The 15,531-nt window shown below is 73.9% G+C and carries 10 protein-coding genes; 3 read left to right on the top strand and 7 right to left on the bottom strand.

All coding sequences use genetic code 11. From position 1 onward, the window contains the following. Positions 1–314: 314 nt before the first annotated feature. Positions 315–3,344, top strand: coding sequence for a hypothetical protein (locus AB0O11_RS10115; RefSeq protein WP_363383818.1), 3,030 nt, complete (start codon positions 315–317; stop codon positions 3,342–3,344). A 201-nt stretch (positions 3,345–3,545) separates the two neighbouring features. Here AB0O11_RS10115 and AB0O11_RS10110 read toward each other — a convergent pair whose 3' ends face one another. The 5 genes from AB0O11_RS10110 to AB0O11_RS10090 form a co-directional block, all read right to left on the bottom strand. Beyond that, positions 3,546–4,247: a ScbR family autoregulator-binding transcription factor gene (locus tag AB0O11_RS10110; protein ID WP_363383817.1), complete on the bottom strand. Its 702-nt coding sequence runs from the start codon at positions 4,245–4,247 to the stop codon at positions 3,546–3,548. Positions 4,248–4,380: 133 nt separating this feature from the next. Beyond that, entirely contained in the window at positions 4,381–5,229 is an 849-nt protein-coding gene (locus AB0O11_RS10105) for an AfsR/SARP family transcriptional regulator (protein ID WP_363383815.1), read from the bottom strand. 301 nt (positions 5,230–5,530) lie between these two features. After that, positions 5,531–6,262 (bottom strand): ScbR family autoregulator-binding transcription factor, encoded by a 732-nt coding sequence (locus AB0O11_RS10100; RefSeq protein ID WP_363383814.1) that lies wholly within the window; start codon positions 6,260–6,262, stop codon positions 5,531–5,533. Positions 6,263–7,006: 744 nt separating this feature from the next. Then, positions 7,007–8,371, bottom strand: a complete 1,365-nt coding sequence (locus AB0O11_RS10095) for a M14 family metallopeptidase (RefSeq protein WP_363383812.1) — start codon at positions 8,369–8,371, stop codon at positions 7,007–7,009. Between the two features lie 160 nt (positions 8,372–8,531). After that, positions 8,532–9,956: a BTAD domain-containing putative transcriptional regulator gene (locus tag AB0O11_RS10090; protein WP_363383810.1), complete on the bottom strand. Its 1,425-nt coding sequence runs from the start codon at positions 9,954–9,956 to the stop codon at positions 8,532–8,534. 224 nt (positions 9,957–10,180) lie between these two features. Here AB0O11_RS10090 and AB0O11_RS10085 point away from each other — a divergent pair, with 224 nt between their 5' ends. Further along, complete coding sequence (locus tag AB0O11_RS10085) at positions 10,181–10,756, top strand: hypothetical protein (protein WP_363383809.1); 576 nt, start codon at positions 10,181–10,183, stop codon at positions 10,754–10,756. Positions 10,757–10,982: 226 nt separating this feature from the next. Continuing rightward, positions 10,983–11,837, top strand: a complete 855-nt coding sequence (locus AB0O11_RS10080) for a DUF4389 domain-containing protein (RefSeq protein WP_363383807.1) — start codon at positions 10,983–10,985, stop codon at positions 11,835–11,837. A gap of 158 nt (positions 11,838–11,995) precedes the next feature. On the opposite strand, the gene AB0O11_RS10075 is transcribed toward AB0O11_RS10080, so the two are convergent. Further along, positions 11,996–13,369, bottom strand: a complete 1,374-nt coding sequence (locus AB0O11_RS10075; protein ID WP_363383805.1) for a carotenoid oxygenase family protein — start codon at positions 13,367–13,369, stop codon at positions 11,996–11,998. Between the two features lie 76 nt (positions 13,370–13,445). Beyond that, positions 13,446–15,422: an MFS transporter gene (locus AB0O11_RS10070; RefSeq protein WP_363383803.1), complete on the bottom strand. Its 1,977-nt coding sequence runs from the start codon at positions 15,420–15,422 to the stop codon at positions 13,446–13,448. Positions 15,423–15,531 lie beyond the last annotated feature (109 nt).

Raw genomic sequence — 15,531 nt, 5'->3', positions numbered from 1 at the left:
ATGCGCGCAGGGCGCCCGCACGGCCGCGCTCCGGGAGCACCCGCTCGGACATACCGGTAATGGGTCTCACCTCCCTGAGTCGCGGTCATACTCGGCGTCGGCCACCCTACCGCACCGCCGGCCGAGAGTGATCGGAACGGCTCCCCCCTCCATATGCCGGCCGGAAGCGGGGCCGCCGGGTCGACCCGGTTGACGCCGAGGCCCCAGCCCTTCCCGTCACAAGCCGGCGTCACACTCGTTCGTCCGAGCTATTTGATAGGTCCACTGACAGTACCGGGCGATAACCGACCGTAGTGGCCGCGCATATTGACGGCATGACGAGACAATCCCGCGGACCGTCCCGGCTTCGTGCCCGAACGGCCCGCACCATCAGCGCCGCGGCGACCCTGGGTCTGCTCGGTGCCGGCCTCACCGCTCCGCTCGCCCAGGCCGTCACTCCCGCCCATCGTCCCGCGGCGCCGTCGGCGGAGCGAGTCCGGGCCGTCGGCACGCCCCTGCTCCAGGAGACGTTCACCGGTGCCACTGCCGACTCGCGCTTCACCGCCGTCGGCTCGGCCTGCCTCACCGGCGCGGCCCCTGCCCAGCCCGGGCCCGGCGACCACCCGCTCGGCGGCTGCCCCGCCACCGAGACCGGCCCGGTGCCGCCGCTGAACAGCGCGCCGCTCGGCTACCTGCGGATCTCCGACGCCGCCACCGACCAGAGCGGCGCGGTCCTCTTCGACCAGGCCCTGCCGGCCGGCAACGGTCTGGACGTGACCTTCGACCAGTGGCAGTACGGCAGCACCACGCCGAACGCCCCGGCCGACGGCATCTCGTTCTTCCTGGTGAACGGCGACGTCTCGCTCACCCACCCCGGCGCCTTCGGCGGCAGCCTCGGCTACGCCCAGAAGCTGCCCGACGACGACCCGAACCTCACCTTCCTGCCCGGTGTCGACCGCGGCTACCTGGGCGTCGGACTCGACGTGCTCGGCAACTACTTCGGCGACTGGGAGCAGCGCGGCAACGGCTGTGCCCAGCGCTCCCCCGCCGGCACGTCCTTCCGGGTGCCCGCGCCCGGCGCCAACATGGTCACCGTCCGCGGCCCCGGCGACGGCACCACCGGCTACTGCTTCCTGACCGCGACGACCAGCAACTTCACCACCACCGGCCCGTGGCCCTCCACGCTGCCCGGCACGCTCCAGGGCCCGCTCACCACGCTGCCTCCCGGGGTCACCCCGGACCAGGCGCAGACCCTGCTGGAGCCCTCGCGCCGCCGGATGAACGTGCACCTGACGCCCGCGCCCTCACCGGTGCTGACGGTCTCCGTCGACTTCAACGACGGCACCGGCCCGCACCAGGTGCTCCAGACCCCCGCACCGGAGCCGGTGCCCTCGACCTACAAGTTCGGCTTCGCCGGGTCCACCGGCCTGTTCACCGACGTGCACCTGATCCGCAACGTCGTCGTCAACACCGACCAGCCGCTGCCCGCGCTGAACCTGGTCAAGCAGCCGCACGAGCCGCTGCCCGGACTGCTGACGGTGGGCACCCCGATCCCGTACGACTTCGTGGTCACCAACTCCGGGAACGTGCCGGTCAACGACCTGGCCGTGAACGACCCGAAGGTCGGGCCGGTCACCTGCCCGGTGATCACCCTGGACCCCGGAAAGACGGTGACCTGTACGGCGACGTACCGGGTCACCGCCGCGGACGCCGCCCAGGGCCACGTCTTCAACACCGCCCAGGCCACCGGGACCTCCGACGGCAACCCGGTCACCTCGCCGCCCGCCACGGCCGACGTGCCGGTGGTGGCGCCGCCGGGGATCTCCCTGGTCAAGCACGTGGACGCGGCCGAGCCGTTCCACGTCGGCGACACCGTGCCGTACACCTACGTGGTCACCAACACCGGAGGCACTCCGATCGACGCGCTGACGGTGACGGACGACAAGGTCACCGGAATCACCTGCGACGCCACCGTGCTGGCGCCGGCGGGCAGCGCCGGGGACAGTACGGTCTGCCGGGGCAGCTACGTCGTGACGGCGGCCGACGCGCAGGCCGGGCAGGTCACCAACCACGCCCACGCCGGCGGGACGTCCAACGGCCGGCCGGTCACCTCGCCGGAGGCCGAGGCCACCGTCACGGTGGTCGGCCCGTCGTCGCTCGGCCTGACCAAGCGGGCGGACACCGCCGGGCCGGTCCACACCGGGGACACCGTGCACTACACCTACACGGTCACCAACACCGGAACGACCACGCTGACCGGCCTCACCGTCGCCGACGACCACGCCGCGGACGTGACCTGCGACCAGGCCACTCTGACCGCCGGTCAGAGCACCACCTGCCACGGCACGTACACCGTGACCGCCGCCGACGAGCAGCTCGGCCACGTCACCAACACGGCCCGGGCGACCGCCACCGGCCCGCAGGGACAGACGGTGCAGAGCCCGATCGCCCAGGTGACGCTGAAGGTGGTGAGCGTCGCCAAGCTCGACCTGAAGAAGCGGGCCGGCAGCGCCGGGCCGTTCCACGTCGGCGACACCGTGCACTACACCTACACGGTCACCAACACCGGGACGGCGGCGGTCGACCACCTGACCGTGACCGACGACCACGTCCAGGGGGTTCCCTGCGACCAGACCACTCTGAGCGCCGGTCAGAGCGCCACCTGCCACGGGACGTACACCGTGACGGCGGCGGACGCCCAGGCCGGGCACGTCACCAACACCGCGCACGCCAACGGCACCGACCCCCAGGGTCAGGCCGTCCAGAGCCCGCCGGCCCAGGCCACCGTCGACGTCGTTCCCGCCGGCGAGTCCTCACTGTCCATCACCAAGCGGGCCGACGCCGAGGGGACCGTGCACCCGGGTGACACCGTCACCTACACGTACACGGTGACCAACCCCGGGACGACCACGCTCACCGATGTCGCCGTCAGCGACGACAGGGTGCGGCAGGTGACCTGCGAGCAGACCACCCTCGACCCGGGGCAGAGCACCACCTGCCGGGGCACCTACACCGTGACCGAGGAGGACGCCCGGGCGGGCAGCATCACCAACACCGCCCGGGCCTCCGCCGTCGACCCGCAGGGGCGGACCGTGGAGAGCCCGCCGGTCGAGCTCTGCATCGCCGTCTCGCCCTGCCCGCCGAAGGGGCACGACCACAAGGGCGGCGGGAGCCACGGCTGCCCGAGCCGTCCGGGTCACCACCCGGCTCCGCCGCAGGGCGGCAGCTCGGACGGGCCGCCGGAGAGCGGCGCGCCGACCGCCACCGCGAGCCTGGCCGGGGGCGGGGCCGGGCTGTTCATCCTCGGCGGTCTGCTGCTCGCCCGGATCCGGCGCCGCGCGGCTGCCAACCGGTACGTGGCGTAACGCCTTCGATCCCGCCGTCCGACGGCGGTCGGGCCGCCCCCGGTGTCTTCGGGTACCGGGGGCGGCCCGCTGTCCGCCGGGGGTCGGGTTCAGGCGGGCCCGGGATCAGGCAGGCGCGGATTCGGGCGGGCCCGAGTTCAGGCGAGCCCGGGTTCAGGCGGGCCCGGGATCAGGCAGGCGCGGGTTCAGGCGGGCCCGGGTTCAGGCGGGCTGCCGGGCCGGCGGCCTGGTGCGGTAGCCGCCGGCCGTGCCCGGTGGCACCAGGCAGGGCAGCAGCCAGTCCCAGAGCGCGCCCACCCGGCGGGCACGCTCATCGGCGGGGCAGCCGTCGGCGAAGACCACCTCCAGACCGCAGGCGGCAGTCACCACCAGGGTCTCCGGGCCGAGCCCGCCCGAGCGGTCGCGCAGCTCGCCCGCGCGGCGGGCGCCGGCCAGCAGGTCCCGCACGACCCCGGCCCAGACGCTGTGGAAGCCGCGCAGGTCGGCGAACGCCGACCCGGCCGTGGTGGGCCCCGCCGCGCTGGACGAGGCCGTGGTGGGCCCGGCCGTGGTGGGCGAGGCCTGCCAGCCGGCGTCCTCGCGGCCGAGGCGGAAGGCGGCCCGGATCACCGGGTCCGCCCCGAGGGCGTCGACCAGCCAGTACCCCGCGTCGATCAACCCCTGGAGCGGGGAGGAGGCGCGCAGTTCCACGCAGGCCGACCGCAGCGAGCGCTCGGCCCGCGCGGACACCGCTCTGGCCAGCTCCTCCTTGGAGGCGAAGTGGAAGTACAGCGCCCCCTTCGTCACTCCGGCGGTCGAGGCGATCTCGCCGAGGGTGGCCCCGGCGTAACCGCGCCGGTCGAACAGTGCCGCCCCCGCCTCCACCAGCCGCCCGCGCGTCCGTTCCGACCTCTCCTGGACCACCCGTCCCACAACCCCTCACAACGACAAGCAGGTTCCGACCGGACCGCGGCCGCCCACGACGGGCGGCGCGGCTTCCGACGGCCGTCCGCGGCCGACTCCGGCGATCCGGCGCCGCCCCGGACGGCCAGCCGGTTCAGCCGACCCGGCTGAACCGGGCCGCCGCCTCCGGTCCTGCGGCCACACCGGCGGGTTCGCGGTCCGCGCGCTCCGGCCCGGCGAGCAGGATGGAGCGCTGGAGCCGCCGCAGTCCGACCGAGGGCTCCATGCCCAACTCCCGGACCAGGGTGTTCCGCAGGCGCTGGTAGGCCTCCAGTGCCTCGCCCCGGCGGCCGGAACGGTGCAGCGCGATCATGTACTGGCCGTGCAGGCTCTCGTGGGTGCGGTAGCGATCCACGAGCACGGTGAGTTCGGCAAGCAGCACCCGGTGCCGGCCGAGCCGCAGGTCGGCCTCGATCCGCTGGTCCAGCGCACAGAGCCGGGTCTCCTCCAATCTCTTCGCCTCGACGGCGAGTTGGCCGCCGACCGGGACGTCCGCGAAGGCCGATCCGCGCCACAGCGCGAGCGCCTCGCCGAGCAGCCGGGCCGCCGCAGGGTAGTCCTCGCCGTCCATCGCCCGGTAGCCCGTTCCGGCGAGCCGCTCGAACTCCCGCAGGTCCGTCAGTCCGCCGCCGCTGTTGAGCATGTAGCCGCCCGGCGAGGTCACCAGGACGTCCTTGGCGCAGGACACCCCCGTCGCCGCACCGGCCGCGATGAGCGCCCGGTCGATGAGGTCCCGCAGCTGGAGCACGTACGTCTGCACGGTGGTGCGCGCACTGCGCGGCGGTCGGCCGGACCACAGCTCGTCGGCCAGCACCCCGGCCGGCACCACCTGGTCCGCCCGCAGCGCCAGCAGCCCCAGCACCTGCCGCGGCTTCGGCGCCGACGGCACCACCGACACCCCGCACACCCGGACGTCCAGCGCCCCGAGCACCCGAATTTCCACGATGACCACCCCAATCACACGGAACGCCGCAGCCTGCTCCGCCGCGGCCGGCACCCGGGTCGACACCCTGGGTCAAGTGCCACCAGTCAAAAACAGGACGCGCGGTTTGTCAATACAAAACCGAACGTGCTGTTTGTTTTGCTGAGGCGCCATCGCTCGCCACCGCAGGCGACGCTTCCGATACGCCGCGTCACCGAATCCGGGCAAACCAAAGGCGGCGCCGGACCACCCTGGTCCCGTCGCCGCCGGCTCGCCTGCGCCCACCCGGACTCCCGCGGGCAGGACGGCTGGTGAGCTGCCGTCAGCCCACGCCGACCTCCGCCTGCGCCTCGGCCCGCGCGGTGCCGTCCGCCTCGCCGTCCGGGGCGCCGCCCTCCTCCGCCGCACGGGCCGCCGCGGCCTCGGCGACCACCTCGGCCCCGCGGTTCGGCCCCATCTGCAGCGAACCGAGCACGCCCGGCACCGCGATGCTCGGCACCAGGTGCTGGAACAGCGCGGACACCCGCAGCTCCAGGTCCGCCCGGCCGCACAGCTTCTGGGACTGGATCTGCACCCCCGTCCACGCGGCGATGACCAGCCACGCGGTGTCCGCCGGCACGACGTGCGGGAGCAGCTCGCCGCGCTCGCCGGCCGCGACCAGCAACGCCTCGAACCGGCTGATCCAGCCGGGGATGGCGCCGCCGCCGAGATCGTCGAAGACGTCCTGCCCGAGCGAGAGCCGGGCACCCGCGCTGAGCAGCGGGTCACGCGGCATCAGGTACGCCACCACCATCCCGGTGTCCACGAACTCCTGGAGCTTGCAGCTCCGTTCGGGAACTCCGTCCTGGACGAACTGCTCCTCCACCACGCCCTGCGCCAGATCCCGCTTCGAGGCGAAATGGAAATACACCGCGCCACGCGTCACGCCGGCCCGGGAGACCACCTCCCCGATGGTCGCGCCCTCGTACCCGAACTCGTCGAAGACCGAGGCCGCCGCCTCCAGGATCAGCCGACGTGTCCGGAGCGCCCGCTCCTGCCGTACCACCGAAACCACCCCGCCCTGAGCTCCCCGGAAAACAAAACCAAACACCCCGTATCTTAGCTACGCCCCACCCACGACGGACAAGACGATGCCGATGAATCCCGCCAACCACTCCCCCTCCCCACAACCCGTCAAGTCCCAGTGCCCCGATGGAACCACACACCCCGGTCGTCCCGCCGGTTCGGCCTTCGATACGCCACCTCTTCATCCGAAAAACCGAACGAACGGTTTCTTCCAAGCACCCACCTCCGTACATAGGTGACCTCCGAGGCGGGCCGGTCCTTGCACCGGACCGGCGGGATTCCTCGACGGAACCGGATGCGGACGGGCCTCGGGCCGGGCGTGGCGGCACCGGCGCCGGGCGACCGATCCCGGGGGGCGAACATGCTGCCGAGGGAGGAGCCGGCACTCCAGCAGATCCCCCACACGGCCGTCCCCGCTCCGCACCCCTTCGCCCCCTGCGTCGAACCGACAGCACACAGCCGCTTCGTGTGCCGAACAACCGGCCGCAGAACCTACCGGACGGCGGGCAGGCGGGCCGGGCGCCCCGGGTCGGACTCGTCTGCGGGCGCCCGGCGGCACAAGCACGGCTGGGCCCGCCCCCAAGGGGCGGACCTGGTGGTGTCGTGCAGAGCCGGTGCTGTCACTTCCACCCGCTGCCGAACGGTCTCAAGGCCACGGACGCCGGCTGCGGGCCGATCCCGCAGCCGGCGCCGGGCCGTGGCACCCGGCGCGACCCGTACCGATGACGCCCGGTCAGGCGGAGATGCCGCAGTACTGCTGTTGCTTGCCGATCGCCCGGTAGACGCAGTCGGCCGTCTCCACCAGGCGCAGGACCGCTTCGCGGTTGCGGCTGGTCTCGCGGCCGATCACCTCGTCGGGCGGGTAGAAGCCGCTGCTGCCGTTCGGGCCCGGGTACATCTCGAAGGTGTAGGCGAAGATCCGCTGGGCACCCCACAGCCAGTCGTCGATCGCACCGTCGGTGATGTAGAGGTCGCTCGACTGCTCGGGCGTGTAGCCGTTGGTGCCGGCCATGTCGCGGCCGACGGCCGCGAAGGTGTTGTACTCGTCGGCGGTCATGCCGGTGGCGGTGTCGGCGGTGGTCCAGCCGAACGGCCAGAGCACCAGTTCGCTGTAGGTGTGGAAGTCGATGGCGGCGGTGATCTGCTGCTTGCCGCCGACGACCCGGCTGCGGACGAAGTCGGCGACCACCTTGGTCTCCTTGGCCGACTCCGGGGCGCTGCCCCGGTAGGTCTCGCTGGAGGTGGAGCCGGAGGAGCCGCCGCAGCAGCCCCACTTGTAGTTCCAGTTGCGGTTGAGGTCGGTGCCGACGCTGTTGCTGCCGGTGTTCGGCTGGCGGTCCTTGCGCCAGCTGCGGTAGCGACCGGTCGCGATGTCGTACTCGCCGCCGTCCGGGTTGAGGTCGGGGATCACCCAGATCTCGCGGCTGTTGACGGCGTTGGCAATGCGGCTGTCGGTGGCGTACTTGTCGCCGAACTCGTGCAGCAGGTAGAGCGCCATCTCGACGGTGAGGTGCTCGCGGGCGTGCTGGTGGGCGGTGAACAGCACCTCGGGCTCGTTCTCGTCGGTGCCGACGTTGTCGCTGATCTTCACCGCGACGATCGGCCGGCCCTCGTAGGAGGTGCCGATGACGCGCTTGCTCATGATGTCCGGGTGCGCGGCGACCACCGCGTCGATGTCGGCGGTGGCCTCGGCGTAGTTGTGGTAGCCGGAGTCCGCCTGCGGGAAGTCGTACACCGGCCCGGCCAGGCCTTCGTCACCGGGCCCGGCATCGTAGCGGGGGCCGGGCAGCGCGACAGGCGACCAGCCGAGCACGCGCAGCCGGGCGGCCTCGGCGGGGGTGGCGGTGACGACCACCGCGTCGGGCAGGACGGCGTCGACGGAGGCGCCGGTGGCGGCGACGGCGGTGCGGTCGGCGACGGTGCGGGGGCCGTCGAGCCGGTACTGCCGCGCGGTTTCGGCGGCGGTGTCCGCGGTGGCGGACGCGGGCGCCGACGGGCGGTCGGGGGAGGCTGCCTGGGCGGTGAGCGGAGTGGCGAGGGCGAGGGCCAGCAGGACGGCGGTGGCCGCGGCGGGCTTCCCTCGGCGGGGCAGTCGCATGACTGTCCTCCTGTGGGGGTCCGTGGGGGCGGAACGATGGAGGAGGTGAGGCGCGCGCCAGCATGATGGTCCGCCAGTGTCATGGGTTCGTCAAGACATGGGAGAGGTCACGGAAAGGGGCGCACCGGGGCACGGGCGGGGCAGGAAACCGGGCCGCGACTCAGGAGGCCTGGCGGGTCCCACAGGTCGCCAGGCTGCACCAGCGCCGCCGGCCGCTCGCATCCAGGAAGAGCCAGCCGCAGCCACTGCTGGGGCAGCGGCGGACGGTGAACCGGCGCGGGTCGGCGAGCAGTTCGGCAGCCGCCCGGGCGGCTGCGTACAACGGAAGCCGCAGGCCGGCCGCCGGTGGCAGTCGCCAGTGCGCCAGGCCGTCCTCGCTCCGGGTGAAGACCGCCGACTGGCCGGCCTCCTGCACCACCGCCGCCACCGCGCCGAAGGCGGCGCCGTCCTGCGGGTCGCTCAGGCACGCGTAGAGGGCCGACCGGAACGCACGGGCGTCGGCGAGCACGGCGGCCGCCTCCTCGGGCCGCTCCGCCGCCCGGCGGAGCAGTGCCTCGACGACCGCTTCGTCGGCGAGGTCGTGATGGCCCGCCCAGACCGCGAGCACGGGGTAGCCGCGCAGCCAGTCCGACCCGGGGACCGGCGCGACGGTCGGCGCGGCACCCCAGCCGGCATAGGTGTTGCAGAACTCCAGCGCCGGATGGCCGCCCGCGCTCCACGGCAGCCACTGCTCGCCGACCCGCACCGCGTACAACGGCGCCGGGGGGCGGTCCAGCCGGGGGTCGGCCCGCAGGATGCGGTCGTGCAGGGCGGCGAGTTCGGCGCCGGGCTCGACCCCGAGGCCGTCCACCAGCACGCGCCGGGTACGGCGGTAGAGGGCGAGCGCCTCGGCCTGCCGACCGGCCCGGTAGAGCGCGGTCATCAGGGCGAGGACGAGGCGCTCGCGGGACAGGAGGTCGTCGGCGGGAAAGCCGGCCCGGGCCCCGGCGGACGCGGAGTCCTCGGCGGAGGGCGACCCGTCGGTGCCGGGCGCCCCGGCCGGGGGTGCGGCCAGATCGGCGAGCACCTGCTCGTGCCGGCCCATGGCGAGCAGGATCTCGGCCCGCTGCTCCAGGGCGGACAGCCGCAGCTCGACCAGCCGGCGGCCGAGCCGCCCGCGCAGCGCCTCGTCGGCGACGTCCGCGAGCAGCGGTCCGCGCCAGAGCGCGAGTGCCCGGTCGTGGCAGCGCAGCCGTTCGCCGGGGTCGCCGGTGGCGGCCGCCCGGGCGGTCAGGTCGAGGAACTCCCGTACGTCGACGGCATGTTGGCCGGGCACGAGGGCGTACCCGTCGTGCCGGGTCTCGATCACCACCGCGTACGGGCGCAGCCGGGCCCGCAGCCGTCCGACGTACGTGTGGACGGTGCCGCGGGACGAGGCGGGCGGATTGCCGCTCCAGAGCAGGTCGATCAGCCGGTCGGTGGTGACGACCCGGCCGTCCTCCAGCAGGAGGACGGCCAGCACGCAACGCTCCTGGCGACGGGTGCCCGCCAGGACGGGCTCTCCCTCATGGCGGGCCTCGAACGACCCGAGCAGTCGGAACTCCATGACGGGCCACCCTAGGGCCGGCGGAGGCGCTCGGGCCCACGATCTCCTCACGGCCGCCGGTGCGCGAGGAGGTGTCCCGTACCGCGGCCCGAACGACGGACACGGCCCCGGTCGTCCACCGGAAGGTTCCTGACGACCGGCCACGGCTCGTGGTGAGAATCCGGTCAGGGACGCCTGCCAGTCTGGGCCCCTGAACGCCCGACACCTCGCCAGGAGAACCGATCATGCGACGAACCCTGCTCACCGCCGCGTCCACCGTGCTGGCCGCAGTCACCGCCGTCACCCTCACCGGTCTGGCGGCCGACCCGGCCGGCGCCGCATCCGGCCCGCCCGGTTCCTCCGACTCGTCCGGGGCCGTCACCGGTCGGGGCGGGTGGGAGCCGTGGCCCTCGCCGACGTTCGACCTCCCGGCCGGCTCCCGCTGCGACTTCCCCGTGCACATGGAGACCGTCGTCGACGAGGTGCAGCGACGGGTCCTGGAGTACGCCCCCGACGGCACCACCGTGCGGCGCGCCGCCTACCGGGGCGCCCTCGTCCTGCGGATCACCAACACGACGACCGGCGCCTCGTACGACGCGGACGCCGGCGGCCGGTCCGTCGTCGACTACCGCACCGACAACTCCCAGACCTGGCACGCCCACGGCCCGGTCCTGCTCGGCATCGGCCCCGACGCCGGCAACCTCCCCCGCGGCCTCTACCTCGTCGACGGCGACTACACCATCGACATCGGCGCCACCGGCTACCGGACCCTGACCATCGAGCACGGCTCCGCCGAACCGCTCTGCGCAAAGATCGCCTGACCGCGCCCTGCGGGCCTGCGGCACCCTTGGCTCGAACGACGGGAACGCCTTCCGAGGTCCGCCTCGGGACGCCCGCGGGTCGAGGGCGTCCGGTCCACGCCACGTCGGCCGGCTGCCCCGTCCGGCGCAGCGTGGCGCGCGGGACGGACGGGCTGCTGCGATCTTCGGAGGGACCCGGCCGCGCCCGACCACCGGGTCCCGTCGTCCCGAGACCGTGGAGGCCCGGATGTGGCAGGCTCCCCCCGCCCCCGTCAGCCGCGAGTGGCTCCCGGTGCTGGACATGCCGGCTTCCGGGCCGCAGAACCGCTGGACGGTGCTGCTGCGCGTGCTGCTGCTGATCCCCCAGTTCGTGGTGGTGTGGGTGCTGACGGTGGTGGCGTTCCTCGTCACCGTCATCGGCTGGTTCGGCGCGCTGGTGCTCGGCCGGCTGCCCGGCTTCGTGGCGGACTACCTCACCTCGTTCGTCCCGTACGACACCCGCGTCACCGCGTACCTGATGCTCACCGTGGACCGCTACCCGCCGTTCCGGTTCCACGCCCCCGACCACCCGGTGCAGGTCGGGCTGCGGCCCGGTGAACTGAACCGGCTCGCCGTCCTGTTCCGCATCGTCCTCGTCATCCCGGCCGCGATCGTGCAGGGCCTGGTGTACGCGGGGTGGTGGACGGTGTCGTTCCTCCTCTGGCTGGTGGTGCTGGTCCTCGGCCGGATGCCGCAGCCGCTCTACGAGGCGACGACCGCGATCCTGCGCTACCGGATGCGCTACATCGCGTACCTGGTGATGCTCTCCTCCGCCTACCCCAAGCGCCTGTTCGGCGACGAGCCGGGCAGCGAGCCGGAGGGCCCGGCGTCGGCCACCCGCCCGCTGGTCCTGAGCGGCGCCGGGCGCGGCCTGCTCGTCGCCTACCTCCTCCTCGGCCTGGTCTCCTGGGCGACGAGCTCGATCACCGCCTCGGTGAACTCGGGCAACGACAACGACGGCACCACCGGCCCGACCCAACACGTCATCGCGCCTCTCGCACCGGGCCCCGCCGACCAGGCCCGCGACTCCCACCGGCGCGGCGAGGACACCCGACAGTCGTAGGTCCGCCCGATCAGGGGGCGCGTACACACCAGCGCGCGTTGCCACGTGCGCGCCGCCTGATCGAGAATGCGAGGTCCCGCAGCCCTGACGGGGGGTGACGAGAGCCCCCGGCCATGCGGGGGAAGCACGGCCGGGGGCGGTCGGTGGGGCGCGGGGTGTTACGCGAGGGCGGTGTCGGGGATCCAGGAGCCGTGGATCATGGCGGGCACCCGGCGCGGGAGGTGGACGGTCGCGACCGGCGGGAGGGTGAGATCGGACGCGTCCAGGACGAGCAGCTTCGAGGCGTTCACGTTCAGGTCGCTGACGACGGTGAGCAGCCAGCCGGCGTCCTCGTCGGCGTCCGGGCGGTCGTCGGCGGGGACGAACACGGCCTCGCTGGGCAGTTGCCCGGTGCCGACCGGGAGCAGTTGACGCTCGCCGGTGCGGCGGTCGTACTTGACCAGGGTGTGGTTGCCGACGCCCCGGTCGTCGGGGAAGGAGAGCGCGTACTGGTAGCGGTGCTCGCGGCCGAGGAACGCGTCGTTGATGGTCGGGAACTCCACGGTGAGGTCGTCGGTCTGCTCCTCGTGGACCCGACCGGCCGCCAGGTCCACGACCCATCGGCGCCCGCGGGAGCCTGAGTTGGGCTCGGCGCCGCGGTCGGGGGCGCCGACCCACCAGTTCCACGAGCGCTGCCAGCCGTCCCGGCCGACCGACGGACCCTCGACGACGATCCGCCCGGCGGCGTCCTCGTAGGCGTTGGCGAGGTGCATCGCGTAGCCGGCCTCGATCGGGAACCAGCGCACCCCGGCCGCCCCGCCCTCGCCGCGCGGCATCACGCCGAGCCGCGCCGCCTGGCCGTCGCTCCAGCCGTACGGGATGCCCGAGTGGTCGGCCGGGTCGAAGGTGACCGAGCCCTCCAGGAAGACCACGTGGTGCTCGGTGATCGCGAAGTCGTGCTTGAGCGCGGCGCTCGCGCCCGGCACCTCCTGGCTGGTGAGCACGGTGCCGTCGGGCGAGGACACGTGATGGATCAGGTAGGGCGGGAACGGCGAGGAGGCGAAGAAGTGCAGTTCGCCGGTGAGCGGGTCCTCCTTGGGGTGGGCGGTCATCGCGGAGGTGAGCCGGCCGTTCCAGTCGTAGGCTCCGACGGTCTCCAGCTCGGCGGTCAGCTCGAAGGGGAGGGCGGACTCGCAGAGGGCGAGCAGGCGGCCGCCGTGTTCGATGACGTGGGTGCCTGCGGTGGAGGCGGTCAGGTCGGGGCCGCGCTCGGTGAGGTACGGGGCGCCGTCGAGGGCGGGGGTCTTCACCCAGCGGTTGCGGTACCACTCGGCGCGGCCGTCGCGGAGCCGGATGCCGTGCACCATGCCGCTGCCCTTGAACCAGTGGGTGGGGGTGATGCCGGGCTTGGGGTTGTGGCTGTTGCGGATCAGCCGGCCGGTCAGCTCGGGCGGCAGGTGGCCGTCGACGGTCAGTTCGGTGGCGGTGAGCTCGTCCGTGACGGGGGCGTAGTGGCCGGTCAGGTAGGGCTTGGGGGCGGAGGCGGCGGTCATGCGAGAGGTCCTCTCGTGAACGGTGCGGGCACGTCAGGGCGGGGTTCAGGGATTCAGGGACTCAGGCGTACGGGGCTCAGCCGGCCGTGGCGGCGCGGTGCGCGCTCTCGGCGGTGGTCCTGAGGTGGTCCAGCCAGCGCTCCAGGGACTCGCGCAGCGCCTGCTCCAGCGCCTCGGGCATGGCCTCGACGGCCGGTCCGCTCCAGGACTCCTCCGTGCGGACGGTCACCCGTCCGTCGCCGGCGGGTTCGAAGGACCAGACGTGGATGCCTTCGATGCCGTTGGCGGGGCCACCCCAGACGATCCGGCGGCCGGGGACGAGTTCACGGACGGTCGAGGTGATGTCCAGGCCGTGGGTGCGCCAGCTGAAGGAGGTGCCGGGGCCGGTGAGCGGGCCGCCGTCGAGGCGGGCCTGCTCGATGTCGGGGTTCCAGCGCGGCCAGGCCTCGACGTCGGTGTGCAGGGCCCAGACGAGGGCGGGCGGGGCGTCGACGGTGGTGGCGAGGCGGACGACGACGGGGGCGGTGGTGTCGATGGTGTGGGTGTGGGCGGGCATCGCGTGGTCTCCCTGATGGTGGGTGTGGACGTGGTGGGCGTGGCGGGTACGGACGTCGTGGGTCCGGGTCTGGGCGGTGGGGCGTGGGTGGCGAAGCAGGAGGAGGGCGAGGGCGGCGGCGAGGGCCAGGACGAGCGCGCCGCCGAGGAACGCGGCGCGGTAGCCGGCGGTGAGGGCGTCGAGGGGCGGTCGGGTGGGGGCGGCGCCGGCGGTGACGGCGGCCGCGAGGGTGCCGAGAACCGCGAGGCCGATCGCGCCGCCGACCTGCCGGGTGGTGTTCACCAGACCGCCGGCCAAGCCGGAGTCGGCCGGTGCGACACCGGTGACGGCGATGCCGGTGAGCTGGGCGAAGGCTGCGCCGAGACCGAGCCCGACCGCGATGCTCGGGCCGAGCAGGTCCACGGCGAAGCTGCCGTCGGCGGAGATCCGGGTGAGCCAGAGCAGTCCGGCCGCCTCGGTGAGCAGCGCGGCGGCCAGCACCGGGGCCGCACCGAACCGGCGGGCCACCCGGGGGGCGAGCCAGGAGCCTGCCATATTGGCGGCGGCGAGCGGGAGTTGGCCGAGTCCGGCGGCGAGCGGTCCGTCGCCGAGCACCCTCTGCTGGTAGAGCGGCAGCAGGTAGAACAGGGCGATCCAGACGGAGCCGAGCAGGGCCATCAGCAGGTTTCCGGCGGCGACCCGACCGGTGCGCAGCAGTCGCGGGGGCAGCAGCGGGTGCGGGTGGCGGCGTTCGAGGCGGACGAAGAGCGGCAGCAGGGCTGCGGCCGTGGCGAGCGCGACCAGCACCTGGGGGCCGGTCCACCCGGTGCGGCGGGCGGCGGTGAGCGCCCAGACCAGGGCGGTCAGGCCGAGGGCGGCGATGGCCGTACCGGGGAGGTCCAGCCCGCCGCCCGCCCGGCGCGCCGACGGGTCCGGCGGGACCACGACGGCGGTCGCGGCGAGGACGAGCGCGGCGCCGAGCGCGGAGGCGTGGAAGGTCCACGGCCAGCCGAGCGCCTGGGTCAGCGCGCCGCCGAGCAGGACTCCGGCGGCGCCGCCGGCTCCGGAGACGGCGCCCCACACGCCGAGGGCCCGGCCGCGCCCGGGGCCGGGCGGGTGGAGGTCCATGAGCAGGGCGAGCGCGGCGGGGGCGATCGCGGCGGCGGCCAGGCCCTGGACGGTGCGCGCCACGATCAACGCCGCCGCGGTGGGCGCCAGCCCGGCGGCCGCCGAGGCGGCGGCGAACAGGGCGAGTCCGGCGAGCAGGACGCGGCGCCGTCCGGCCAGGTCGGCGAGCCGGCCGCCGGCCAGCAGGAGCGCGCCGAAGGCGAGGCCGTAGGCGTTGACCACCCAGGCGGCACCGTCCTCGGTGAGACCGATGCCGGCGCGGACGCTCGGGAGTGCGACGTTGACGATCGAGGTGCTGAGGATGACGGTGAACTGCGCCCCGGCGAGGGCCGCCAGTGCGCCGCCGGCCGTGCGGTGGGCGAGGGGCGGGACGGCGTCCTGCGGACTCACGGCGGTGTCCTCCTTTCCGGAGCAGTTTTGATGAGTGATTAACCACTCACACATATGACCGAAGAAAAGGCGGCGGCGTTCGGCCCGTCGCATGCGCGCGGGCCTCCCG

The organism is Kitasatospora sp. NPDC093102, from assembly GCF_040683915.1.
Taxonomy (GTDB): domain Bacteria; phylum Actinomycetota; class Actinomycetes; order Streptomycetales; family Streptomycetaceae; genus Kitasatospora.
This window is presented reverse-complemented; position numbering and strand designations above follow the sequence as displayed.